The organism is Hoylesella timonensis 4401737 = DSM 22865 = JCM 15640 (genome assembly GCF_000455445.1).
Taxonomy (GTDB): Bacteria; Bacteroidota; Bacteroidia; order Bacteroidales; family Bacteroidaceae; genus Prevotella; species Prevotella timonensis.
On the sequence record NZ_HG417092.1, the window covers coordinates 124,579 to 149,707 of the forward strand.

The following is a 25,129-nucleotide window of genomic DNA, read 5'->3' on the forward strand; positions in this document are numbered from 1 at the left end:
GAACCATTCGAGCACTCATCAGACTCAACGTTCATAACTATAGAATAGCCTCGGACAGCTTTACCCCATCAACACCAACCTCTCCACATAGTTAGAAAGGCTATCAAATTAGGTTAGAGTATTTACATAACAGGTTAGCCTCACAGATACATTGGGGACAAAATCATTAAAGCAATGAGATGCCATTTTCACTCTCTTCTTATCGAAGCGTCAATTACTATCTATCTGATTATTAAATAGAGACAAAGACACCATAAGCAAACTTACGCAAAGGATCTATTCAATACGAGATAAATATACTTTTTCTGCTTGCCCTTCAAATGAAAACCTTGCTTCTTCAGATAGGAAAAGAAGTGTTGCAGACTTTGTGGTTGCTTTTCAATTCCTCTCGCATAGCGATAAACAGCCTTGGCAAAAGCCTCTTCATCCACCTGACTATTTACTGCTAATTGATGTAGCAGAATAGGCAAGAGGTCATAATACACCCATGCAGTGTTGGCTGCCTCATCGCTACCTTCTGTTCCAACGCTGATACTATGATTGGATTGTATGCTACGTTTTGCTTTCTTTATCATCGTCAGATTAATGGGACTATGTTCTATTGAATCTGTAAACATCTTCTCATGTGTGATATACTTACCAAAGAGATATTTGGCTAAATACTCTGTGGTTGATTCCGCAAAAAAGTTTGTTTCTTGAGCAGACAAGTTTTTTGGGCGTATTTGTTGTTTTCCAATCACAAAATGTAGTATTTCATGCAATAATGTATGCTGATAATACATTTTTTGATCCATCAGCAACACGCTGTCCAATGTCAAAGAAAAATGAGCAGAAAGGTTATCCAAATTCTCTGCTTTCCCCATCTTCACTTCAAAGTTGAGACCTGTTTTCACAATTGCGATATGCTGTCGAGTATCATTAGAAAGATTTGCGAGACAATCAATTGCTTTCAATGCACGATATATGACGCTGTCATCAGAAACTGACGCTGTTGTGGACAAAGAGCTTTTGTCAAAGGATTTGCGAATGGTATCAGGTGATAGCTTATGATACAACTGTGTCGCCAGCTTTTCGTTTTCGGCAACCAATGTGATATCAAACCCCTTGTATTCAATGGTTTTATGTTCATATACGGGACGATAGAACAAGAACAATGAGGGAAACTTTTCATGTGGTGGCACTGTAATGCTTTCGGTGGTATATAAATCTATCAATCCTTTATCTGTAAGTAGATAAAAGAGAGAAGGATTTACGTGTAAAATGTAACTGGTGGTGTCCGTCCTTTGTGTGTTTGTAGGGAATAAAGTTCCCCATCCTTCATAGTGAATATATGAAAATGAGGGGATGCCATTACTATTAAACAGATTGCCAGCTATAAACGAACAGTCGTTATATGATAATGAGAATCGCCCTCGTGCTGTTTTCATGTATTGAAGTTCCGGCTTCTCTATCTCAGGGGTGTTCCAGTTCGTTAGATTCAGATTGTTCCACCTCAATTTTCCGTATTGTAGCGTGACAGGAATAAATGGTCGTAGAACGGCACTGAAGTATGAACTGTTCTCAAATTGATATTGTTGCAGTGAAGATAGCGTCGTTTATTGCGGAAACTCCACCTTTACTCCCAATTGAATATAAGGTGACAAAGACCAACCGCTGGGAAGAGAATCGGTCAACAATGCATAGTCTGAGTAAAAAGGAGAGATGACGACACGTTGTTGTCCCCATGCGGATAGCGGTAGTAGAAACATACATACCTCTACGAATAGTATGTGCAAATAATTGACTGATTTCTTCATTGTTGGCTTATTTTAACAATATATGCAGACTTATAAATAAAAATCAGATAACGGTTTCTATCACTCACAACTCACATCAGGCAAAGATTGCGTAGCCATGCACAGCTTTACCCCATCAACACCAACCTCTCCACATATTTCGAGAGGATATCTATTCCTTTGATGTTGTCGCCTCCTTGCGGTATGATGACATCGGCAAAACGCTTAGTAGGCTCGATAAATTGCTCGTGCATAGGCTTCAGTACCTCTAAATAGCGGTTCACCACCATACTGACATCACGCCCTCGCTCAACGATGTCTCGCTGAATGTTGCGAATCAGTCGTTCGTCAGAATCGCAATCCACAAACACTTTCAAGTCCATCATCTCACGCAACCGCTTATTGAGCAGCGTCATAATTCCTTCGATAATGATAACAGGCTTAGGGTCTACATGTATGGTCTCTGGCAATCGGTTACACTTGATATATGAATAGGTAGGCTGCTCTATCGATTCTCCACTACGTAAGAGATTGACCTGCTTGATGAGCAATTTCCAATCGAAAGCATCGGGGTGATCAAAGTTAATGGCATGCCGTTCTTCTTCGGTCATCTCAGAGGTGTCATTATAATAAGAATCGAGCGGAACCACAGCCACATACGCAGGAGGAAGTGCCTCCACTAACTTTCTCACCACGGTGGTCTTACCCGATCCCGTACCACCAGCAATACCAATAACAGTGATTTTATGGTTAAATTCTAAAGGAAACATGATAAAATTACTTATGCTAAAATATCTTGGAACATCACTTGATAATATTTCGCCTTCGCCTCTATCTTCATAGGATAAGCACGCGAGCTACTCGGCATGCGATACAAGCGCAAGGTTCTACCTTCAAATTGAAACGTATGGTATTGCCCCATTTGTGGTGCAAAAACACCATAATGCTGCGTAAATACCTTAGTAGCCAACCTACCTGCCGTGAGTACTCCCCTACATTGGGGTAAACTTCGCAACAAGGCATCCAAGTTGACGGGTTCTACAATCTCCAAATCTTTGTCCGATGCCGTATTCTTGGTTCGTCGCACACGCAAAGCAGTGTCATAAAGTGCCACTCCTCTCTCTTGTAAAAACGCTTTCAACTCGTCTAACTTAAAACATTTCTCTCTCTCATCGACAAAATGATTCTTATCATTAAAAAACAAATAACCAAAGATACGCCACATATCATTTTGGAAGTTGGGATAAAAGAACGGCATACTCCAACGTTTAGGAGCTGGAGGAAACGTTCCCAACATCAGCAGCCTTGCATGCTTGGGCAAGAAAGGCTCGAAAGGATGCGTCTCTATGGTGGGCAAATCATTGTTCATATCTCGTTGTTTCTTCGTACGTTCACATGGTGGGTTAGACGCTCATCAATACCAGACTGCAACCACCCTCATTCCATGCTTGTTGTCTATCCGCCTGTTCAGCGTATCGCTTCGATGTAATCATCCGCTTGTTTCTACATAATAAACTGGTAAAACAGATTGTTTTCGGAAGGAAAATAGACTGTTTTGGTGAGCAATACAGTCTATTTTGGTGGATTACTGTCCATGTGTAAGCGGCTTATCTACCACTACGACTGTTTTTTTCACTAAATAGACAACCACGGGCAAGTGGTCGCTATATCCATTGAGCCACACGCCTCCTGCTGTGGTTCGCTTAGGTGCGCCTTTATATTTGCCAGTAGACTGGATGAGATAATCGTAACGTACAATCTGACATTTCCTATATTTCAACGACGAAAAGTCGCGTTTTCCGTTTTGATTGAGCATGTTAGGCGAGAGTACTATTTGGTCAAAGAGATTCCATCCTCCTTGATACATTAATGTTCCTCTACCCTGTTTTGCCAAAATATTATACCATGGATTGTACATATCGTCCTTTCCAACTTCATCCACCTCTGCTTTCGCAGACAACACCTTTGCCATACTGCGACTCGTGGGGTCGTCGTTCATGTCGCCCATCACCATCACTTTGATAGCAGGATGTTGACGTAAAAGCGAATCCTTGACCGCTTTCACCTGCGCAGCTGCCACCTCTCTATAATAAGACCCGCTGTAACGGCTCGGCCAGTGACACACAATGACCGCTACATGCTCGCCACCTAACGTCCCTGTCACAGTGAGGTAGCCACGGGTATGGAAAGCGCTATCTTTGGGAAGTTGCGGAACATACGGCACCAATTTCACCGTTTGAGGCGTGAAAAGTTGGGGATTGTACAACAAAGCACAATCAATGCCTCGCCTGTCTGGTCCTTCCACATGAATGTATCGATAACCTCGTGCAGCAAGAGGTGGCTGGGCAACCAACGCATCAAGAACGCGTGCATTCTCTACTTCGCTGAGTCCTATCATGGCACAACCCACCTTTGGCAACACATCTGTACCCATATCTGACAATGCACGTGCCATGTTGCGCAACTTATTGGTATATTTGAGTTTGTCCCACTTATACGAACCCGTAGGTAGGAAGTCATAATCTTTCTTTCCTTCATCGTGACAGGTGTCAAAAAGATTCTCTTGATTATAAAAACCTACGCCATAAACAGAATAATTTGTTTGTGCATTGACCCTCAAAAGTCCTAAGACCAAGAGGAGTGAAAGCATGATTTGTTTTTTCATTGTCGAGCTATTAATTTGGTAAAGAGGAGTCCTTCAATAATTCCTTTGATAGCGCACCTGTTCAACTGATATGAACCGACAGCTTCTACTCTCCTGCTATGTGATGCAAAGATAATTGTTTTCTGCTAATTAAATAACGTGGCGGGCAAAAAATACGTTTATTCTCTTCCAACATTGAAATTTATTTTGTTACTTTGCAATAAATATTATCATACTTACGAAAAATCTTCTATGATGCAACAAAAGCTCAAATTAGCACTTCTTGCCCTTTGTTATGCGTCGTTGACCTTTGCTCAAAACGACAAGACAAAGACCAACAAGAATCCTATGATGGATGAGTCGGCGTTTACTTTTACGGAAGCACAATTGGGCGAAGATGAAAACATGACCCAAAATGTCATTATCCTCAACTCAAGCACCAATGCTTATGCTTCGGGAGTAGGCTATCGATTCTCACCCGTACGCTTCCGCTATCGTGCCTTGCCACAAGAGTATAACGACGTATATATCAACGGTGTACCGATGAACGACATGGAGAGTGGGCTGTTTAGATATTCCATGATAGGCGGACTGAACCAGCAAACCCGCAACGTTGACTTTGCACTGCCTTTTGAAAGCAACAGCTTTGCCATGAATGGATTGGCTGGCAGCAACAATTATGACTTCCGTGCAGGGAGCATGGCAGCAGGAAATAGAATTTCGTTAGGAGCTGCCAACCGCAATTACTCGGCACGTGGCATGTACACTTATGCCTCTGGATTCAATACCAACGGTTGGGCAATAGCTGCCAACCTTACTTACCGCTGGGCGGACAAAGGATATGTCGAGGGTACATTTTATAACTCGCTTTCCTATTTCTTAGCGATACAAAAACGATGGACGAATGGACATTCGCTGTCGCTCTCTACATGGGGCAACCCTACTGAGCGTGCATCGCAGGGCGCATCCACAGACGAAGCCTACTGGTTGGCTAACAATTACCTCTACAATCCCTATTGGGGTTATCAAAATGGAAAGATAAGAAACTCACGAGTAGTGAACGATTTTGCTCCGTCTGTCCTTCTCACGTGGGACTGGGATATTGCTAAAGACACGAAACTCACCACATCACTCTTTGGTAAATATAGCAAATATAAGAGTACAAAACTGAACTATAACAACGCAGAGAACCCACAACCCGACTATTGGAAAAATCTTCCCAGTATGTATTACGATGTTTGGGACGATGAAGCCAACAGCACTAATAGAAGTCATGCTGCTTTCTTAGAATGGAATGAGGCATACAACTACTGGACAGCCGCAAAAGAAAACCGTCAAGTGAAATGGGATCAACTGTACTGGGCGAACCAACAAGCAGCCAAGACAGGCAGTGATGCGTTATATTATGTGCAAGCCAAGCACAATGACAACTTTGTGATGAATTTAGCGTCAACGCTTACCACAAAATTAAGCAAGAACCAGACATGGAACATTGGGGCTGTATTAGGTCGAAACCAAGGTGGGCATTATCAGACAGTGGAAGATTTGTTGGGTGCCAACAGTTTTCACAACATCAACACTTATGCCGTAGGCAATTATCCCAAAAGTAGCGATGCCGTGCAATACGACCTTAACACAATGGGAGCAGATAGGACAGGACGTTTGGTAGGCAAAGGCGACAAGTTTGGCTACGATTACGATATCCTGATTCACAAAGCACTTGTTTGGACCAATTACTTAGCCAACATGGGTCGCTTTCATCTCATGGTAGCAGGAAAAGTAGGCGGCACAGACATGCAACGCCAAGGCTATATGCGCAACGGAATGTTCCCAGAAAATTCGTATGGCAAGAGTGGACACGCCAAATTCTTAGACGGTGGTGGCAAAGCCAGTATCACATGGGATGCTGGGCTGGGTAACATTGTATCTGTAGGAGCAGGATATGAGTGGCGCGCACCAACGGCACGCACAGCCTTTGTATCGCCCGAAATGAACAACGACTTTGTGTTGAATCTCAAGAACCAACAAGTTTTCAGTAGTGAGTTGGGTTATCAATACCAAAATGCATGGGTACATGCCAACATCAACGCCTACTACAATAGAATGAATCATGTTACCGAATGGCAAAACTTCTATTTCGATAACCTCAATTCTTTCTCTTATGTTTCGATGACTGGCATTGAAAAAGAGGCGTACGGTGTAGAATTGGGTGCACGCTTTAAGCTCGCATCCTATTTAGATCTTACCACACTCGGTACATGGAGTGAAGCTAAAAACATCAACAATGCCAAGGTGCGCTACCTTAACTCAACCAAAGCACAATACGTGGACGAGACTGTGTACAACAAAGGTATGCGCGAAGGAGGAACACCGCTTACCGCTGCAAGTCTTGGATTGAGTTTCCATCAAAGCGGATGGTTTGTAGATTTGAACGGAAACTATTACGATCGCATCTACTTATTCTATACTCCATGCTATCGGTATGAGAGTGCGTTAAGTCTAAATATTAAGCGTGATAATGAAAGAAATAACATCATACCCGAACAAGCCAAAGGCAAAGGCGGTTTCATGTTGGACGGTAGCATTGGCAAGAGCATCCGATTGAAGAAAGGACAGCTGAACTTGAACCTCATGATAACCAACCTTCTCAACAATCAACGCATCGTAACGGGAGGCTATGAACAAAGCCGAACCGATTACACAGTGAAGGATGGTGCGTTGAATAATACGCGTACGTACAAGTTTTCACGCAATGCAAAGAAATATTATGCTTACGGCATCAACGGAATGTTCCAAGTATCTTACAGATTCTAATAAATCTCAACGACATGAAGAAAATAAAATATATAGTCATTGCACTTGCTTGTGTATGCCTGACTGGTTGCATGGCTGACGATTACGATGCACCGCAGTTGAACCAGTCGCCCTACGGCAACAATGAACTCACAGAAACAAAGGTGCTAAGCATTGCCCAATTGAAAGAGCAATACCAAGGAGTAATTGCCGCAAGTGGCATAGAAGAAATTACAGAAGACATCCAAATCAAGGGTTGGGTAACAGGAAATGACGTGGAAGGCAACATCTACAATCAGTTTGCAATGCAAGACGAAACGGGTGCTATACTTATCTCGGTAGCACAAGGTGGTCTTTACGGTTACCTTCCCGTTGGTCAAGAGGTGCTGATATCACTCAAAGGACTCAACATAGGAGGATATGGCAGTCAGGCACAAGTAGGAGGTATATACTTCAATAAGCGTGACGGTTCACCAAAAGTAGGACGCATGAAAAGGTTTGTGTGGATGAACCATTTCAAATTATTGGGAACACCTCAACCTGAAAAAGTGAAACCTACTGTCTTTGACCAAAGTAAAATGAGCAATCAGCAATATCTAACAAACAACAGTGGCATGCTGATGACGCTCAAGAATGTACAGTTAGAAGGAGCCAACGGCAAAGCCGTATTTGCCCCAAAGGACGGGAGCATCGCCCTTACTGCCAATGCAGCCAACCGCACACTAAAGGGTATCAATAGCAAAACAATGGTGGTGCGTACCAGCACCTTTGCAGATTTTGCAAATCAACCCATGCCCACAGGAGCGGTAGACATTACAGGCGTCTTTACAAGATTCCGCAATACATGGCAAATCTTATTGCGCTCGGCTGACGACATCAAGCCCGCAAAATAGGACAACATGAAATGCACGGGCGCAAGAAATAGCCCACAGACAAGATAAGCTTACACCATCAATCCATTATGAACCATAACACAAAAGACATAAAGATGAAAAAGTTACTTTATTCTCTCGCTGCTATCGTTTTCACAGCATTCACATTGAGCAGCTGCGAAGACGTACCAGCACCCTACGAGCTACCAGAGGACAACAACGGAAGCAATGAAGAAACCCCTGGCGAGTACCTCCATGAGGCTTTCGCAACAAGTATGGGGAAATTTAAAGTCATTACCCAAATGGGTACGCCATGGAAAATTGACTTCAAAACCGCCAAGGCTTCGGGCTACGATAACAATAGCAAGAAGAATACTCCCTCGGAGAGTTACCTGATTTCACCTGAAATCAATCTATCGAAATCGAAAGGCGCCTACCTCAAGTTTGAATATATCATTCAGTATATGAGCAGAGACGGAGTCGACAAAGTACTGATAACATTGAACTACACGGGCGACCCTACAAAAACAGAGTGGGAAGACATCACTGGAAAACTGACACAAGGGACAGACTGGACCACTTTCGCAACCTACGCAAAGAATCTTCCAGCTGCCTATATCGGAAAGGATAAGGTGCGTATTGCGTTCTATTATTCGGCAACGAACAAAGGTTCACGTACATGGGAAGTGAAGAATGTTACGGTAAAAGAAGGGGAAGTAACGGAAAATCCAGAAACGCCAGACGAGCCAAAGCCTGATGTACTGAAACCTGTGAATGGCACCTATATCAACGAGTCGTTTGCAACTTCTTTTGGAGTCTTCGATGTCATTAAAATAAAAGGATTTCCTTGGAGCATTGACTTCAAGACAGCAAAGGGTACAGGCTATGAAAATGACAGTAAGAAAACAACCCCCTCTGAGGCTTACATCGTATCCAAACCCATGGACATGACTACAAGCAAAGGTGCACATGTTTCGTTTGAATACATACTTCGTTATGCTACGTTCAATGGAAAACCTAATGAGGGCGTAGCCAACCAAGTACTGGTGACCGATGAATACACAGGAGACCCGCTCACCACCAAATGGACAGACATCACAGGGACATTGAAGGAGGGAACAGACTGGAAAACATTCTATAAGTTTTCAGCCAACTTGCCGAAAGAAATGCAAGGCAAAGGAAAAGTAGTGATTGCCCTCAAATACGCTTGTAACGCCAATTCTGCCACTTGGGAGGTGAAGAATCTCACAGTAAAAGAAGGTAACGCATCTGAAAGTGGTACACCTGACGAGCCCTCTGTTACACCAGACGCTGGAGAGAGCATTACTATTCAGGCAGCTAACATGAAATTTGAGGACAAGAAGCCAGCAACTTCGTACACCTATACCGATGGAACCGTAATTACATTCGGTCAAGGCGAAGGCACTTCCCTACCAGCCTACTATGGTCCAAACTATGCTGCTGTGCGACTGTATGCAAAGAACACCATGATTATCAAAGCCAAAAAAACAATCGTGTCGGTTAGCATCAAAACGACAGACGGATTCAAAGGCAAGTTGTATAATGGCAATGATAAAGCGTACATACTTAATGGAACGGCACGAGTGCCTATCAAGAAAGCCAGCGATACGAACGTTAAATTCGAACCATTGAGCAACTCAACAGTTACATTGGTAAATGATTTTACAGAAAATAAAGGAGGTACACAGCTGCGCATCAGTGCTATCACCATTACATATGCGAAATAAAAAACTGCAAAGATAATTTGGTGGGATGCAAAATTATTTGTACTTTTGCAGCCCATACAGCAAAGAAAATAAATAACATTCAATAGATTATAAAAATGAAAAAAGGTATTCATCCAGAAAACTATCGCCCCGTCGTATTCAAAGATATGTCCAACGGCGATATGTTCCTTACAAAATCTACCTGCAAGAGTAATGAGACAGTAGAGTTTGAAGGCGAAACTTACCCAGTGGTAAAAGTAGAAATTTCAAGTAGCTCACATCCATTCTATACGGGTAAGAGCAAACTTGTCGACACAGCAGGTCGCGTAGACCGCTTCATGAACCGTTACGGTAAGATTCAAAAATAACATACAACCCTATTTTTCTTATAAAGAAAGTGCGTTCGGGCGTAGTTGCATATACGGTCGGTCGCACTTTTTTTCATTGAAGCTAATCTCATGAAACAACTCCATTCATTATTTTTCGTTGCATGCTGCTCCCTATTTTTCTTTGGATGTAATTCTGATAACAATTCAACCAACGGAGAAACGGAATCGAATACTAACGCAAATCGGTTAGTGGGCGTGTCTACCATTGGCAATCCTACCATGCCACCCGAGATTTGTCGTTTGGAATTTCCGAAGATTAAAGGCGGTAACAGCATGATTATTGTACACAAAGCCGAGCTCAACGCACGAACCCATGAGTACGGAGTGAATTACTCGGTAGAGTGGGACACGCAGAAAAAGTCCCAAAGATGGAGTTGTTATCAGATGTACAGAAGCATTGCCGAAGCACATACCAAGCGCTATCGTTCCAAAACAAACCAATATCCACAAGATTCAAACCTGCCAGAAGCTTTTCAGTTTGCATCAGATCCGTATTGGCGCACGGGCTATGACCACGGACATATCTGCCCTTCAGCCGACCGATTGGGTTCGGCTGAAGCTAACTACCAAACGTTCTTCCTGACCAATATGCAACCACAAGTAAACGGATTTAACGCTTACGTTTGGGCAAATATGGAAAAACAATTACGCATCTGGGATAGAGACGATTTCAGGGACACTTTATACGTTTGCAAAGGTGGCACCATTGACAAACAAAATCAAATACTCACAATAACATCCAAAGGCTTGATTGTACCGAAATACTTTTATATGGCGATTCTTTGTAAAAACAAATTAGGCTATAAAGCGCTTGGCTTTTGGATAGAACATGAAGCAAATGACGACACCGACTTAGGTAAATACGTCGTTTCTATACAAGACTTGGAACGAAAAACAGGTATTGATTTCTTCTGCAACTTGCCTGATAACATTGAACGACGTGTGGAATCGTTACCTACAGACAAGGTTAAATTAGCATGGGGACTACGATAAACGCACACCGTGCGTATATGCCGAACTTCTTAAAACACAAAAGTGAACGCTGAATACGATTCAACGTTCACTGCACATAGATGCCCACGAAAGGGCTTTTTGTACTTTAATGATGAGATATCAAGCTATCGCAATTGGACAAGACTCCTTCGTTTGGTTTGAGAACCTATCAGTCCATGCTGAATGATACTTTCTTTGCATAAGTATAACGATCGTAGGCAAACTCATCAGTCTCCCCTTTTCCCCTCTGAACACCAGAGAAAGAGCGGTCAGTTAGATTTAAGTCATCGTAATCAATCACCATTTGGAAATTGTCTCCATTCTCACCATTGTATATCATAATGATATCTCCAGTATTGCGATCGATACGCCACGAAAAGACTCTATCGTAAACCAGTTCACCTCTAATATAGTCCAACTGTCGTCCACGACCTGAAAGACTGTTGGAATCATATTGGTCAAACTCAATATCTGTATCGTACACTTCTTCCACAAGCTGCTGTTGCTCGTTGTAAAATCTTGCAGCTGTCTTTCCTGTCCAATGTCCTCGCAAGGTTTGTGCCATGAGAGTTAAATCTACATACTCAGAATCATAGTCATCATCATAATAGTAATCGTCGTCGACAGTACATGATACAAACCCGAAGGAGAATAGAGCCATCAAGGCTATCGGTAATAGTTGCGTAATCTTTTTCATGTCTTTATATTTTTGTTGTTCATTCTATGTAACACTGCAAATATACGCATTCTCTGAAACTTGATACGCATAATTTCACTATTCTTAGGTAGGGATTCTCCTACTGTTAAGGAGGAAAAACCTAAATTAATATTTATTGGCACGTACACATCTTATATATTCAAATAAAATCCATATCTTTGTAATTAGTATAGGACGTATCAATCTGGCTCAACAATGATTCCTAAAATTAAAGGAAAATCAACTTGATTGAGCCAAACTAAAACGTTCATTTATAAATCACATTATATATCTTAAATAAAATGAAAACAATTCACGATTTTACAGTCAAAGACAGAAAAGGTAATGACGTATGTTTAAAAGAATACGCTAACGAAGTACTCCTCATTGTAAATACAGCTACCAAATGCGGATTTACGCCTCAGTACGAAGAACTGGAGAAAATATATAAAAAATATCATGCCAAAGGCTTCGAGATTCTTGATTTTCCTTGCAATCAGTTTGGGCAACAAGCCCCAGGAACCGATGAGAGCATCCATGAATTTTGCAAACTGAACTATGGTACAGAATTCCCACGCTTCAAGAAGATAAAAGTAAACGGTGAAGATGCTGAACCGCTTTACAAATATCTGAAAGAGCAAAAAGGGTTTGCTGGCTTTGACATGAGTCATCCTATTGCACCAGTCTTGGTTGACATATTATCAAAGGAAGACGAAAACTACGACAAGAATCCAGACATCAAATGGAACTTCACCAAATTCCTTATCAACAAACAGGGACAAGTTGTAGCACGCTTTGAGCCAACAGAAAATCTTGACAACGTAGCTAAAAAGATTGAAGAGCTATTATAAATTTATAGAATACTAACTCCATTGTAAAGTGTGATATGAATTGTAAACATTCGGCGTAAAAGCAAAGTAGAATAGAAAAGGCAACCGTTCACAGAACATCTGTAATACTTAGGGCTTTTCTTCACTTCTTTCACTTTGTTTGCGGACTGGTTTCACAATTCATCTTACACTTTTTTATTTTACATCAATTCAATATGGAATCAAAAGAATATACCCGTTGTCTTATCATAGGTAGCGGACCTGCTGGTTACACTGCGGCTATCTATGCTGCGCGTGCCGACATGAGCCCTATTTTGTACTGCGGGCTACAGACGGGTGGGCAGCTTACGCAAACAACCGAAGTTGAAAACTTCCCTGGCTACCCTACTGGTGTGGATGGCAATCAAATGATGGTTGACCTACGTGAGCAGGCAGAACGTTATGGCACAGAGGTGAGAGACGGCGAGATTGTCAAAGCAGACCTTAGCAAAGCGCCCTATTTGCTTATAACCGAAAAGGGGCAGCAGATTGAGGCAGAAACCGTGATTATCGCAACTGGAGCCTCTGCCAAATATCTCGGACTCGATGATGAGGAGAAATATAAAGGCAAAGGTGTTAGTGCCTGCGCTACCTGCGACGGATTCTTCTACCGCAAAAAGGTTGTTGCAGTGGTTGGAGGTGGTGATACCGCCTGTGAAGAAGCCACTTACTTAGCAGGACTTTGCAGTAAGGTGTACATGATTGTACGCAAAGATTACTTACGTGCCTCTGAGGTAATGAAGCAACGTGTAGAAGAAAACGAAAAGATTGAAATACTCTACGAGCATAACGCAGTGGGCTTGTATGGTAAAGACGGCGTTGAGGGAGTTCATTTGGTAAAACGCTTAGGACAGTCTGATGAAGAACGATACGACCTCCCCATTGATGGTTTCTTCTTGGGAATTGGTCACAAGCCTAACTCTGATATATTCAAAGAATTTTTAGAAACAGACAAAATTGGCTATATAAAGACAATTGCTGGCACTCCAAAGACCAATATTCCTGGTGTTTATGCGGCAGGAGATGTAGCCGACCCTGTGTACCGTCAAGCAGTGGTTGCCGCTGGTTCTGGCTGTAAAGCCGCACTTGAAGCAGAGCGTTATCTTACTGAAATTAACAAATAAGCATCCAATCGTTGGCAAAATTAGACTAAAGACTGTCGATGCTAAACGCCCTCAATACAACCATTTGTATTGAGGGCGTTTGATGGATGATGTCATTGTTTTGATGGACATCGCTCTCTTATAATTCAAAAACTGATATACAGGGGAAATCAATCATTGTATCCAGCGGTTATCTCACATATTTTTACAATCACATCTACTGCCTTTTCCATGACTTGAATGGAGACAAATTCATAAGGTCCATGGAAGTTGACTCCTCCTGCAAAGATGTTCGGGCAAGGAAGTCCTTTGAAACTCAGCTGTGCACCATCCGTTCCGCCACGAATAGGCTCTACCTTTGGTGGCACACCCGTCTCTTGCATCGCCTGTAGAACAATATCTATGACGTGCATGTTTGGATCAATTTTCTCCTTCATATTGTAATATTGATCCTTAATGGTAATCTTCACCGTGTCCTCGCCATATTTTTTGTTCATCTTTGCTGCACAAGCTTCCATAAAATCCTTGCGCTTTTCAAAGATTTCACGGTCGTGATCACGAATCAGATAACTCATCTTTGCCTCTTCCGTGCGTGTCTCCATGCCCAAAAGATGATAAAATCCTTGGTAGCCTTCTGTTGTTTCGGGCAGTTCTGTATCAGGAATCATGGCATTAAATTCACACGCCAATCTGCTTGCATTCAACATCTTTCCTTTTGCATAGCCTGTATGTACACTCACACCCTTGATGTAAATTTTAGCACTTGCAGCGTTAAAGTTTTCATATTCCAAGTCTCCTAAATCGCCTCCATCCATAGTATAAGCCCATTCACAACCGAATTTTTCGACATCAAAGTGATGAGCACCCATACCAATTTCCTCATCTGGATTGAATGCAATGCGAATATCGCCATGCTTAATCTCATCATGGTCGCGCAAATAGCACATGGCTTGAACTATTTCAGCAATACCAGCCTTGTCGTCTGCTCCCAAAAGAGTATGACCGTCTGTCACTATTAAATCCTCTCCAATGTGTGCCTTCAGTTCAGGAAACTTAGACGGAGAAGAGATGATTCCTTCGGAAAGTTCGATATCCTTACCATCATAATTCTTTACTATTCGAGCCTTGATATTAGCTCCGCTTGCATCAGGACTGGTATCATAATGCGAAATGAAGCCAATAGTAGGAATCTCCTTCTTCACGTTAGCCTTGAGAGTTGCATAAATATAACCCTTCTCATCCATTTCTACGTCTTCAAGCCCCTCATGCTCCAACTCTTCTTTCAGATATTTGGCAAATATCAATTGCTTTGAGGTACTCGGCACAGTTTGCGAATCTTCAGCCGACTGTGTATCAAATTTCGTGTAATTAATAAATCTTTCAACGATGTTCATATGCTTTTCTTTACAATTTTTAGTTATATGATTGATTGTCTCACTTTTGGAGAGTTGTGCCACGAAGTTATAACCATGCCAACGCTGCTCCAACATACCATGACAAGCAAACACATTTCATCCGTCTTGCGCTTCTTTCATGATATATAAGCAAAGATAAAAATATTTTCTGAAAAATCAATATTATAACTGATTTTTCTTTGAAAAAGAAAGAGAAACTGAGATTGTTTGCGGGATAGTGGGGATATGGCTTATCGCATCTATTGCTTCTAAATCAATGATTAGGGTGTCGTAATATTCTTTTTTATTGTAAATTTGCAAGACTAACCAAATAAACCATTAAATGATATGAAGATGCTGAAAACCTGTCTATCTGTCTTAGCATTCACTTTGGCATGGAATGTTAGCGCAGCCGACAAATTAGAACCCGTTGACTATGTGAGCCCTTTGGTAGGAACATTGTCCAAACATGCCTTATCCACAGGAAATACTTATCCTGCTATTGCGCTTCCATGGGGAATGAATTTCTGGATGCCACAAACAGGAAAAATGGGAGATGGCTGGGCTTACGTCTATACTGAGGACAAATTGCGTGGCTTCAAGCAGACACATCAGCCCAGTCCTTGGATTAACGACTATGGACAGTTTGCCATTATGCCCATCACGGGCAAGCCTGTTTTTAACGAAGACGAGCGTGCCAGTTGGTTTTCTCATAAGGCAGAGGTGGCAAAACCTTATTACTATCGTGTCTACTTAGCCGATCATGACATCGTTACTGAGTTCACTCCTACCGAGCGAGCCGTGATGTTTAGGTTCACGTTTCCCGAAAACAGTCATTCGTATGTCGTGGTAGATGCGTTGGATAAAGGCTCATCAATACAAATTATCCCTGCTGAAAACAAGATTATTGGCTACACTACGCGCAACAGCGGTGGCGTTCCTGACAACTTTAAGAATTACTTTGTTATCCAATTCGATAAGCCTTTTACGTATCGTGCAGCTGTGGCAGACGGCAAAATTGATGAAAGCAAGACCGCTGCAACAGTAAATCATGCAGGGGCTATCATTGGTTTTAAGACACAGCGTGGCGAGAAAGTGCATGCGCGAATTGCTTCCTCGTTTATCAGTCCGCAACAAGCCGAACTGAATTTGCAGGAGTTAGGCGTACGAAGCTTTGAGGAAATCAAGCAGCAAGGTCGACAGATATGGAACAAAGTGTTGGGACGTATCGAAGTAGAAGATAACAACATTGACCATCTTCGCACGTTCTATTCCTGTTTGTATCGCTCGGTGTTGTTCCCACGAAGTTTCTTTGAGAAAGATGCTACGGGAAAAATTGTGCATTACAGTCCGTACAATGGGCAGGTGTTGCCAGGCTATATGTTCACCGACACAGGCTTTTGGGACACGTTCCGTTGCTTGTTCCCATTGCTCAACCTGATGTATCCTTCCATGAATGTAAAGATGCAGGAAGGTTTGGTGAACGCCTATCTCGAAAGTGGCTTCCTTCCCGAGTGGGCAAGTCCGGGACATCGAGACTGTATGGTGGGCAACAATTCTGCTTCTGTGGTAGCAGATGCTTACCTCAAGGGCTTACGTGGCTACGATGCGGAAACGCTATGGAAGGCTGTTACGCATGGAGCGAATGCCGCTCATCCTACCGTTAGCTCTACAGGTCGTTTGGGTTTTGATGAATATAACAAAATGGGATATGTGCCCTACGATGTGGATATCGACGAAAATGTGGCTCGCACGTTGGAGTATGCGTATGACGACTGGTGCATCTATCAGTTTGGTAAAGCCTTAGGTAAGTCTAAAAAGGAGTTGGCTCCCTATCTCAAGCATGCCATGAACTATAAGCATGTCTTTGATCGTGAAACCAATCTCATGCGTGGTCGCAACAAGGACGGCAAGTTCCAGTCGCCATTCAGTCCGCTGAAGTGGGGTGACGCCTTTACTGAAGGCAACGCTTGGCATTACACTTGGTCGGTATTCCACGACCCACAAGGACTCATCAACCTCATGGGAGGGAAACAAACTTTTAATCTCATGCTCGATTCTGTGTTCAATGTTCCACCTCTCTTCGACGATAGTTATTACGGAAGTGTTATCCACGAAATACGTGAAATGCAAATTATGAATATGGGCAACTACGCTCATGGCAACCAACCCATACAGCACATGATTTATCTGTACGGCTATTCAGGGCAGCCTTGGAAAACACAATACTGGATTAGAGAGGTGATGGACAAGCTCTACAATGCCAATCCCGATGGCTATTGTGGTGATGAGGACAACGGACAGACCTCGGCATGGTATGTATTCTCCGCCATGGGATTCTATCCTGTTTGCCCTGGTAGCAACCAATATGTGATAGGTACGCCCTACTTTCAAAAGATGACCTTGCACTTAGAGAACGGAAAGACGTTGACACTCCAAGCCAATAAGTGCAGCACCGCCAATAAGTATATCCAGTCGTTGCACATCAATGGCGTGCCTTCTACCCGAAACTTCTTCACTCATCAGGAGCTGATGCAAGGGGGTACTATTGTTTATGACATGGGCAACGCGCCTAACAAGCAGCGTGGCATTCAAGATGCCGATGCTCCTTATTCGTTCTCCACAGCGCTAAGGCGGTAATAGGTGAGCGGCTATCAAACATGAAGTGGGAGGGAAACCATTGGTTCCCTCCCACTTTATTTCATGTCATGAGTAGTTGCAGGACTATTCTCGGCACGCATGCCGAGGGTTACCACATGCTTCCCCAGTTCTTATCGTTGCTGCCATCCTCTTCGTCCCACGAGTCCAAGTCGTCACCCTGCCACCGCTTTCCATTGGCATCAGTGGCACCAGGATCGTCTATTGGTATTTCGAGGGGACTGGGACTACCCATTACAAGGTTGCTTGTATTCATTTTGATGATTTCGGTGCGTGGCGATAGGTAGGTGCGCCTGTCGCCAGCTGTGCTGTTTATATTTTTATCTTTAGTGTTCATCTTATTTCGTCTTTAATGTTTTCTTACCCTTCATGATATACATGCCCGATGGCAGACTGTCGAAGTTGGTACCTACATAGCGCCCGTCGATGGTGTATATGCGCTGTGCACCTTGCTGTGCGTCAACATCTGTTGTTACATCGTTGATGCCCGTCGTTTCTCTTTCCGAGAGCACCATGAACTTCTTGGCACCTGAAGTCCCCGGCAAAGGACTAACAAAACCACGGAATGGCGGTATGCTGGGATTTTGTATATTTGATCCCTTAGTTTCATATTTCATTTGCCTCCATACATCTATTACTTTCTTTCCATCTATGGTATTCTTCTCCATTATGTTCAGCACATAAGGCCTATTTTCACCATAAGCCTTAGAATCAATCTTTTCGGTGCTGCCTTGGAAGCTGTAAGACTGCTCAGACGACGTGGCGGGGAAGCCAACAGGCTTTAAGCGTCCTCCATCGACTATGTCAAACTTTTCAGGTGACTTAGCTATTTCCACATTGTTGGCCGTAAATTTCTCGTAGGTGTGGCTGTTTCCATCGGTGATGCGCAGGAGATATGGCCTGTTCGCCTCGAGCGTGCTGCCGTCAGGTATTGAATTGAATACATAGAATTGTGTATCAATTGGCCAACCGTGAGGGTTCTCATCATCTGGCTCACCAACTGTGAAATATTTTTTCGAGTACTTATAGTCCAACTCGTATGCGCGTATGCCTTCTGGCAATGTCACGGCGTACGGTAAAAAGATAGTGAAGCAGTGATTGCCATCAGCAAACTTAGAAAAGTCGCGGTAGGAGGTTAGAGAATTATCTCCTTCATAATGAGCAACTTCTAATGGGGTGTTGTAACCACGATTTATGGTTCTCTTGTTAATGGTCATGTTGCATCTGTTGTAAACTGCTTGATTGGCTTTGATGTCACAAAGAAACTCGTATTCCATGCCATCCTGCAAGCTCAGCTTGGTACATGTACCGTCGCTCTTGACAAAGTTCACGTCCTGACCATCCGCAATGGTGATGTCCGTTGCTTCAGGAAGAAACACGAGAGTGTGGGTAGGCAAACCTGATGTGATTGTATGCGAATTTAATTCGCGTGACAAATTCTTCAGGTTCTTTTTGAAATCTTCATTTTTTACATTGCGCAAGTCTACATATTCCAAGTTGGGGCAACCTTCAAGAATTTCTGCACCAATCTTGCAGTTAGCACTACCCTTCAAGATAAATGCTTCCAATTTGGTATTTCCTGCAAAGGCACCATCACCTACTTCCTCAATTTGGTCTCCAATTACAAAATCACCTGACATAACGCCATTTTCGAAAGCCCTTGCACCAATCTTCTTTACTTCAGACAAGGGGTTGAAACTAAGAATACCAGCATTTGAGAAAGCTCTTTCGTCTATGGAATTCACCACAGAATAGGGAATGACAAAATGAGATAAGTTGGTAAAGGCTTTTTCAAACATGCCTGTAGGGATGGTTGTTGGGCCTTCAGCCAAACTTACACTGCCACCGAATTCCGCAAAAGATTCCACACCCGACCGCTGGTCTGTGCCTGTGGGCAGGTTCTTATACATCGCCTTAATTTTGTTATCTTCGGGCTGTTCGCCAATCTTCGCTGTTGCAGGGATGGCTGTTGTTATATCAATTTTGGCACCCTTGAAAGCCTGATACCCCACGAATGTTATATTCGGGCACTTAAACTTTGACGTTGAAAAGCTTCCCTCAAAGGCTTGGGGACCTATGGCAGTTGAGCCTGGAATATCAACCGCTGTACCAGGTTTTCTCTCCCATGTCCCCTTTTTGGCGGGGTTTCTACCTTTATATTCTTTAAGGTAGAAAGGTGCCAAATTGCTCTTATAGAAGGCACCCCAACCAATGTACTTCAGACCTTTCGGAAAATTCAACAATGTGACACTGCATTGATAAAAGGCAGCATCTTCAATGGCTTCTATCGTTTTAGGAAGTTCTATTTTTCTGATTCTTCTTTCATTGATGAATGCATAGGAGCCGATAGCTGTGACTGTCCAGTCCTTGTCATTATAGTTGACCTTATCTGGAATAGTAATGGTGTAAATCTGTCCAGTAGCCACTTCATACGCAAGTTCGTCTTCCATTGTTTCAACTTTTTTGCCATTCTTGTCCACTGCATTTGTCTTCAGCGTACCGCTGTAGCCTTTCCACTGGTCAGGGATGTTTGTCGTTTCATCAATTAACTTCTGCTGCCTTGCTTCCGGCGTTGTCGCCTTTTGGTTTGCCCATGTCACTTTCACAGTATTGGCCGTGGCATCCACCACCTCATAATACAAGTCACCCGATTGGAACCTGGCGCCCGCGTTCTGTGCGGTGATAGGCAGAGCCGTTATCATCAGCAACACAAGCGCAAACCATGCGCTGCGAAGCTTTGTCTTGTTGTTGTAATTTTCTTTCATAAATTCAAAATGATATTTAATTGTTGTTTTATGTCGTTGGATGGTTACTCCTGAAAAGAATTGATGAATAACAGTTTTATGAAACTCCACAATTCGTTGCAAAGATACGCAAAAGCATCGGTTGTAACAAGTACAACGAGTATTTTTTACACACATTTAACAAAAATATGATAGCAACGGAATAGCAACGGAATAACACGGGACAACACGGACAACATCCGTGAATATCCGTGATGCTCCGATGCAAAAAAAACAAACAAAATAATGATAGCAACGGAATGACACGGACTGACACGGCTCTTTCATTGAAGGGTGTTAACAACAAATTTAACAAATTACACGAATCAACTCAACAAGACAATGAACGCAAGCGCTCTACGAATGGAACAAATCTGACGACATCAATTTATCGCATATCTGTGCTAAATTCGTTTCATTTGGTGAACGCTGGCGTTCATTGATTGCAGCAATCGGATTTGTTTTTTTTGTTCAATTCGTTGTTAAAATAAATGATTGTTGTTAAAATAAAAGGAAATAATTGTTGTTGAACAGCGAATGAAGCAAACGATTTTCTACGGTTTTGTCAAAATAAATTGCCGAAAATTAACACTTCAGAAGTGGGTAAAATAGCTCGTGAACATGGGTGAATTTGCGTGTTAGAAAGTCACAATTAGGTTGTTCCATGTCTTTAAGGCGACTATCTCAATGACTTTGCACGACTAAAGCATGCTTTCAAGCCCCTTGATCACATGGAGTAAGGGCGTCATTTTGCGCTTATAAGAGTGGGGTACGAGGCGATTTTCACCGTTATCAAATCTTATTTTTGGCAAAGTGTTGGCTTTCAACGAATTGCAAACTTGCTCAAAACTCGCGTATTTTCAACCGATGCTCCCCTTGTTCGTAAATATTCAAATTTTGAAAGTGCTGTTGTCCTATTTTTTCAAAACGCAATTAACACTTTTAACAATCAGTTATCAGTAAAAATCAAAGCGCAAGGAAGAGGCACGGAGAGGCACGGATATTCGTGGCAAGGCGATGGGGAAATATCCTCATAATATAGGATTTTACATGTAATGACATTATTGTAAATTTGCAACCAAACATTATACAAACGATTACGATGAGTACGCCATTCCGTTGCTGTTGGGAAACACCCTGTTGCCATGAGCGAGACAACGTGTTGGACACAACGCCCTTACGCTTCCGAGCCATTATTGTGGAGCATGGGGAGAGCAGCACTCACACCGCAAAGAAAACAAGATAATTAAAAAGATGAATCAGCGATTGCTCGATAAATATAACGTCCCTGTGCCTCGGTACACCAGTTATCCCCCCGCAAACTATTTTCACGAACTGACCACAGACCAGTATCTCTCTGCCATAGAAGCCTCCAACCACTATGCGCACCAACCGTTGGTGTCCTTTTATCTGCATATTCCGTTTTGTAGACATTTATGCCATTACTGCGGTTGTAACTCCTACCCCATGGCGAACCAAGACATGAGGAGAAGATATGTTGATGCATTGCACCAAGAAATAGACCTCATTGCCAGTCATTTAGACACCCAAAACCGCCAAATCTCGCAGATACACTATGGCGGAGGAAGTCCTACGGCATTGCCCATTGCAGACTTAAAGTCGCTCAACGAACACTTGCACTCGTTGATGCCCACCATTGCACATCCGGAAATTGCCATAGAGTGTCATCCCGGCTACTTGGCAGAAGGAGATTGGGAGGCATTGTCACAATGTGGTTTTAATAGATATAGTTTGGGTATTCAGGATTTTGACGAGCAGGTGTTGAAGGCAGTCAACCGCCGTCCGTCACTCCTTCCTGTGGAAGAGATTATGCACCTCCTGCGGCAGCAGGGTGCAACGGTGAATATGGATTTGCTGTTTGGCTTGCCTTATCAAACACCAGACTCGTTTGCTCGAGCCGCTGAACAGGCAGCTCATCTACACCCAGACAGGATAGTGACCTTCAGTTATGGCCACGTGCCATGGGTGCACAAACGCCAGCTGATACTCGAGAAATTAGGATTGCCTCAAGACGATGACAAACAAGAGATGTATCGACGGGCAGCAGAAGTGTTACATACGGCAGGTTATCGCAGCATTGGCATGGACCACTTTGTGTTACCTACCGACGAACTGAGTGTTGCATTGGAAACAAAACAGCTGCATCGTAATTTTCAAGGCTATTGTACACGTCGCACCACAGGGCAGGTGTATGCCTTTGGCGTGACAGCTATCAGTCAGCTACAAACGGCATACGCACAAAATGGGCGTGACATTCAGGAGTATATCCGTAGCATAGAAGCAGGAAAGCCTTACACCTATCGTGGCTACGAGCTTACAACGCAAGAGCAAATGGTGCGTGAGGTGATAGAGCAAATGATGTGTAACTACCACTTTTCTTGGTCGGAAATTGCGGCGCGCCTTGGATGTACGCCCGCCGAGGTGAAGGCAGCCACGAACTATGATGAGCAGAAATTGAAAGAGATGGAGGCAGACGGCTTGATACAGCTCAGCGAGGACAGCATCAGTATGACTCAGACAGGGTCGCCCTTTGTACGCAATGTGGTTGCCACCCTCGACCCACTCATGGCGCACACCGATAAAAAGTTTTCCAAACCTATATAAAGATGAATTGGTGAGCGGTGGTGAGATTTGAATTTTACGATCGTTGACCCACAAGAAAAGTAACCTTAGAGGAGCGCAGCAGCGCAATTTAGGGCGGTTCTATAAATTAGCTTTGTCAGATTGCGAGGCTGTTTTTGTGGTCAATTTGTTTGTAAGTGAAGGAGTATAGCGGGCTATACGACTGAACGAGCAAGCAAATTGAACCAAAAAGAGACCGCAAGATGACAAAAACGTAAACTGACTGATATACTAAAACTTTACGGCGGTAATTTATAGAACCGCCCTATAATGATAAAAAGAATGGCAGAAAATAAAGACAACGTCTCCGTAGAGAGCAAACCCACTCATGAGCATCAGCCTGCCCAAGAAGCCACACGAAACGTCGATGTGTGTGTGATAGGTGCAGGGTTAACAGGACTCACCACCGCTTTTCTGTTGAAGCGGAAAGGCAAAGAGGTGGTAGTGATAGAGAAACAACCCCGAATAGGCGGACAGATACACACTCAACAGGTGGGCGACTTTATCATGGAGAGCGGTCCTAACACGGGTTCGGTATCCTTTCCAGAGGTGGCAGAACTGTTTGAGGCATTAAACCAAGAGTGTAGCATGGAGACCGCATGCGAATCGTCGAAAAGGCGTTGGATATGGAAAGGAGGGCGTTTTCACGATTTACCAGCAGGACCGATAGGAGGATTGCGCACACCATTGTTTACGTGGTACGACAAATTCCGCATCTTGGGAGAGCCTTTTCGTGCCAAAGGAACCAATCCTGACGAGACTGTAGGTGCATTGGCAGCGCGCAGATTGGGGAAATCGTATCTCGATTATGCGGTAGATCCCTTTGTATCGGGCGTGTATGCCGGTAATCCGATGACATTGGTTACCCGATTTGCGTTACCAAAATTATACCTATTAGAACAAGAACACGGTAGTTTTATCCGTGGAGCCATTGCCAAAGCCAAAGCACCGAAAACAGAAAGAGACCGACGGGCAACGAAGAAAGTGTTTTCTGCACGTGGCGGTTTGAGTCATTTGGTCAACGCCTTGGGCGATGCTATTGGTGCAGCACATCTCATTACTGGTGCTGACGGGGTGGAAATACATCCTACGGACGGTGGTTATGTGGTGAAGTACACCACTGGTTTAGGACAAGCGCAAACCGTTTACTGTCATGAAGTGGTTACTACTTGTGGGGCGTATGCGCTGCCCGCTCTGCTGCCTTTCATCCAACAATCGTTGATGTCCAAGATATCGAATTTGTTTTATGCGCCCATCGTACAAGTGGGGGTAGGCATCAAAGACACGCAAGGGGTATCGCTAAACGCCTTTGGTGGGTTGGTACCGTCGTGCGAGAAGCAACAAGTGTTGGGCATACTGTTCCCCTCCAGTTGTTTCGAAAATCGTGCTCCTCTCGGCGGTGCTACTCTCTCGTTCTTCTTGGGAGGGGTGCGACATCCAGATTTCTTATCGAAGACAGACGAAGAACTGACAGCCATAGTAGAAGATGCCTTGCACCGTATGTTGAAGTTGCCTGCGTCTGTGCAGCCAGATGCCATTCGTATCTTCAGGCACGAGCGTGCCATTCCGCAGTACGTGGCATCGAGTGGCGAACGCTACGCTGCCATTGAACAAATACAGCAGCAATATCCGGGCTTGATTTTGGCTGGAAACATTAGAGACGGCATCGGCATGGCGCACCGAATACGTCAGGCTTTTGAGGTGGCAAGGCAGTAATCCACTCCTATTGTGTTATTGCAACGGACAGCAAACAAAATTATTAGAGCAACGGAAGAACACGGAACAGCAC

At 43.4% G+C, this 25,129-nt stretch carries 19 protein-coding genes; 10 read left to right on the forward strand and 9 right to left on the reverse strand.

What is annotated here, in order from left to right; genetic code table 11:
• Positions 1 to 263: 263 nt before the first annotated feature.
• From BN35_RS03985 to BN35_RS04000, 5 genes are all read right to left on the reverse strand, one after another.
• Positions 264 to 1,427, reverse strand: coding sequence for a hypothetical protein (locus BN35_RS03985; RefSeq protein WP_044071212.1), 1,164 nt, complete (start codon positions 1,425 to 1,427; stop codon positions 264 to 266).
• 168 nt (positions 1,428 to 1,595) lie between these two features.
• On the reverse strand, positions 1,596 to 1,796 hold the full coding sequence (locus tag BN35_RS13580; protein WP_145992925.1) for a hypothetical protein: 201 nt from the start codon (positions 1,794 to 1,796) through the stop codon (positions 1,596 to 1,598).
• Between the two features lie 107 nt (positions 1,797 to 1,903).
• Positions 1,904 to 2,545, reverse strand: coding sequence for a uridine kinase (gene udk, locus BN35_RS03990; protein WP_028901131.1), 642 nt, complete (start codon positions 2,543 to 2,545; stop codon positions 1,904 to 1,906).
• A gap of 11 nt (positions 2,546 to 2,556) precedes the next feature.
• Positions 2,557 to 3,144: a uracil-DNA glycosylase family protein gene (locus BN35_RS03995; RefSeq protein WP_025072446.1), complete on the reverse strand. Its 588-nt coding sequence runs from the start codon at positions 3,142 to 3,144 to the stop codon at positions 2,557 to 2,559.
• 216 nt (positions 3,145 to 3,360) lie between these two features.
• Positions 3,361 to 4,440: an endonuclease/exonuclease/phosphatase family protein gene (locus BN35_RS04000; protein ID WP_044071213.1), complete on the reverse strand. Its 1,080-nt coding sequence runs from the start codon at positions 4,438 to 4,440 to the stop codon at positions 3,361 to 3,363.
• 234 nt (positions 4,441 to 4,674) lie between these two features.
• Here BN35_RS04000 and BN35_RS04005 point away from each other — a divergent pair, with 234 nt between their 5' ends.
• The 5 genes from BN35_RS04005 to BN35_RS04025 all read left to right on the forward strand — a co-directional run bounded on the left by BN35_RS04005 (position 4,675) and on the right by BN35_RS04025 (position 11,193).
• The gene (locus BN35_RS04005) at positions 4,675 to 7,233 is read left to right on the forward strand and encodes a TonB-dependent receptor (RefSeq protein WP_028901130.1); all 2,559 of its coding nucleotides are present in this window, start codon (positions 4,675 to 4,677) and stop codon (positions 7,231 to 7,233) included.
• A 14-nt stretch (positions 7,234 to 7,247) separates the two neighbouring features.
• Positions 7,248 to 8,105, forward strand: coding sequence for a DUF5689 domain-containing protein (locus BN35_RS04010; RefSeq protein ID WP_025072445.1), 858 nt, complete (start codon positions 7,248 to 7,250; stop codon positions 8,103 to 8,105).
• Between the two features lie 95 nt (positions 8,106 to 8,200).
• Positions 8,201 to 9,832, forward strand: coding sequence for a choice-of-anchor J domain-containing protein (locus BN35_RS12765; RefSeq protein WP_025072444.1), 1,632 nt, complete (start codon positions 8,201 to 8,203; stop codon positions 9,830 to 9,832).
• Between the two features lie 95 nt (positions 9,833 to 9,927).
• On the forward strand, positions 9,928 to 10,179 hold the full coding sequence (locus BN35_RS04020) for a type B 50S ribosomal protein L31 (RefSeq protein ID WP_004349399.1): 252 nt from the start codon (positions 9,928 to 9,930) through the stop codon (positions 10,177 to 10,179).
• Between the two features lie 90 nt (positions 10,180 to 10,269).
• On the forward strand, positions 10,270 to 11,193 hold the full coding sequence (locus BN35_RS04025) for a DNA/RNA non-specific endonuclease (protein ID WP_025072443.1): 924 nt from the start codon (positions 10,270 to 10,272) through the stop codon (positions 11,191 to 11,193).
• Between the two features lie 169 nt (positions 11,194 to 11,362).
• Here BN35_RS04025 and BN35_RS04030 read toward each other — a convergent pair whose 3' ends face one another.
• Positions 11,363 to 11,890: a hypothetical protein gene (locus BN35_RS04030; RefSeq protein ID WP_028901128.1), complete on the reverse strand. Its 528-nt coding sequence runs from the start codon at positions 11,888 to 11,890 to the stop codon at positions 11,363 to 11,365.
• A 302-nt stretch (positions 11,891 to 12,192) separates the two neighbouring features.
• On the opposite strand from BN35_RS04030, the gene BN35_RS04035 reads away from it, so the two are divergent.
• Together BN35_RS04035 and trxB are read left to right on the forward strand one after the other, a co-directional pair.
• A complete protein-coding gene (locus BN35_RS04035) occupies positions 12,193 to 12,741 on the forward strand; it encodes a glutathione peroxidase (RefSeq protein WP_025072441.1) in 549 nt (182 codons plus the stop codon).
• A 194-nt stretch (positions 12,742 to 12,935) separates the two neighbouring features.
• Complete coding sequence (gene trxB, locus BN35_RS04040; RefSeq protein WP_028901127.1) at positions 12,936 to 13,883, forward strand: thioredoxin-disulfide reductase; 948 nt, start codon at positions 12,936 to 12,938, stop codon at positions 13,881 to 13,883.
• 149 nt (positions 13,884 to 14,032) lie between these two features.
• Here trxB and pepT read toward each other — a convergent pair whose 3' ends face one another.
• A complete protein-coding gene (pepT, locus tag BN35_RS04045) occupies positions 14,033 to 15,256 on the reverse strand; it encodes a peptidase T (protein WP_025072440.1) in 1,224 nt (407 codons plus the stop codon).
• Positions 15,257 to 15,604: 348 nt separating this feature from the next.
• On the opposite strand from pepT, the gene BN35_RS04050 reads away from it, so the two are divergent.
• Entirely contained in the window at positions 15,605 to 17,896 is a 2,292-nt protein-coding gene (locus tag BN35_RS04050) for a GH92 family glycosyl hydrolase (protein ID WP_036893519.1), read from the forward strand.
• 109 nt (positions 17,897 to 18,005) lie between these two features.
• Here the strand turns inward: BN35_RS04050 and BN35_RS04055 are convergent, their stop codons facing one another.
• Positions 18,006 to 18,251 carry a hypothetical protein gene (locus BN35_RS04055; protein ID WP_025072438.1) on the reverse strand — a complete coding sequence of 82 codons (246 nt, stop codon included), beginning with the start codon at positions 18,249 to 18,251 and terminating at the stop codon, positions 18,006 to 18,008.
• Position 18,252: 1 nt separating this feature from the next.
• Complete coding sequence (locus BN35_RS12770; protein ID WP_051275194.1) at positions 18,253 to 20,679, reverse strand: leucine-rich repeat domain-containing protein; 2,427 nt, start codon at positions 20,677 to 20,679, stop codon at positions 18,253 to 18,255.
• Between the two features lie 1,272 nt (positions 20,680 to 21,951).
• On the opposite strand from BN35_RS12770, the gene hemN reads away from it, so the two are divergent.
• Positions 21,952 to 23,322 carry an oxygen-independent coproporphyrinogen III oxidase gene (hemN, locus tag BN35_RS04070; RefSeq protein WP_028901125.1) on the forward strand — a complete coding sequence of 457 codons (1,371 nt, stop codon included), beginning with the start codon at positions 21,952 to 21,954 and terminating at the stop codon, positions 23,320 to 23,322.
• Positions 23,323 to 23,622: 300 nt separating this feature from the next.
• The gene (gene hemG / locus BN35_RS04075) at positions 23,623 to 25,056 is read left to right on the forward strand and encodes a protoporphyrinogen oxidase (protein ID WP_234396716.1); all 1,434 of its coding nucleotides are present in this window, start codon (positions 23,623 to 23,625) and stop codon (positions 25,054 to 25,056) included.
• The last annotated feature ends 73 nt before the right edge of the window (positions 25,057 to 25,129 follow it).

Coding starts and splice junctions, on each gene's coding strand:
- trxB (WP_028901127.1), top strand. CDS start 12,936: ATGGAATCAAAAGAATATACCCGTTGTCTTATCATAGGTAGCGGACCT.
- hemG (WP_234396716.1), top strand. CDS start 23,623: ATGGCAGAAAATAAAGACAACGTCTCCGTAGAGAGCAAACCCACTCAT.
- BN35_RS03995 (WP_025072446.1), bottom strand. CDS start 3,144: ATGAACAATGATTTGCCCACCATAGAGACGCATCCTTTCGAGCCTTTC.
- BN35_RS04035 (WP_025072441.1), top strand. CDS start 12,193: ATGAAAACAATTCACGATTTTACAGTCAAAGACAGAAAAGGTAATGAC.
- BN35_RS04020 (WP_004349399.1), top strand. CDS start 9,928: ATGAAAAAAGGTATTCATCCAGAAAACTATCGCCCCGTCGTATTCAAA.
- BN35_RS04055 (WP_025072438.1), bottom strand. CDS start 18,251: ATGAACACTAAAGATAAAAATATAAACAGCACAGCTGGCGACAGGCGC.
- BN35_RS04030 (WP_028901128.1), bottom strand. CDS start 11,890: ATGAAAAAGATTACGCAACTATTACCGATAGCCTTGATGGCTCTATTC.
- BN35_RS04000 (WP_044071213.1), bottom strand. CDS start 4,440: ATGAAAAAACAAATCATGCTTTCACTCCTCTTGGTCTTAGGACTTTTG.
- pepT (WP_025072440.1), bottom strand. CDS start 15,256: ATGAACATCGTTGAAAGATTTATTAATTACACGAAATTTGATACACAG.
- BN35_RS13580 (WP_145992925.1), bottom strand. CDS start 1,796: ATGAAGAAATCAGTCAATTATTTGCACATACTATTCGTAGAGGTATGT.
- BN35_RS03985 (WP_044071212.1), bottom strand. CDS start 1,427: ATGAAAACAGCACGAGGGCGATTCTCATTATCATATAACGACTGTTCG.
- BN35_RS12770 (WP_051275194.1), bottom strand. CDS start 20,679: ATGAAAGAAAATTACAACAACAAGACAAAGCTTCGCAGCGCATGGTTT.
- BN35_RS12765 (WP_025072444.1), top strand. CDS start 8,201: ATGAAAAAGTTACTTTATTCTCTCGCTGCTATCGTTTTCACAGCATTC.
- BN35_RS04010 (WP_025072445.1), top strand. CDS start 7,248: ATGAAGAAAATAAAATATATAGTCATTGCACTTGCTTGTGTATGCCTG.
- udk (WP_028901131.1), bottom strand. CDS start 2,545: ATGTTTCCTTTAGAATTTAACCATAAAATCACTGTTATTGGTATTGCT.
- BN35_RS04050 (WP_036893519.1), top strand. CDS start 15,605: ATGAAGATGCTGAAAACCTGTCTATCTGTCTTAGCATTCACTTTGGCA.
- BN35_RS04025 (WP_025072443.1), top strand. CDS start 10,270: ATGAAACAACTCCATTCATTATTTTTCGTTGCATGCTGCTCCCTATTT.
- hemN (WP_028901125.1), top strand. CDS start 21,952: ATGAATCAGCGATTGCTCGATAAATATAACGTCCCTGTGCCTCGGTAC.
- BN35_RS04005 (WP_028901130.1), top strand. CDS start 4,675: ATGCAACAAAAGCTCAAATTAGCACTTCTTGCCCTTTGTTATGCGTCG.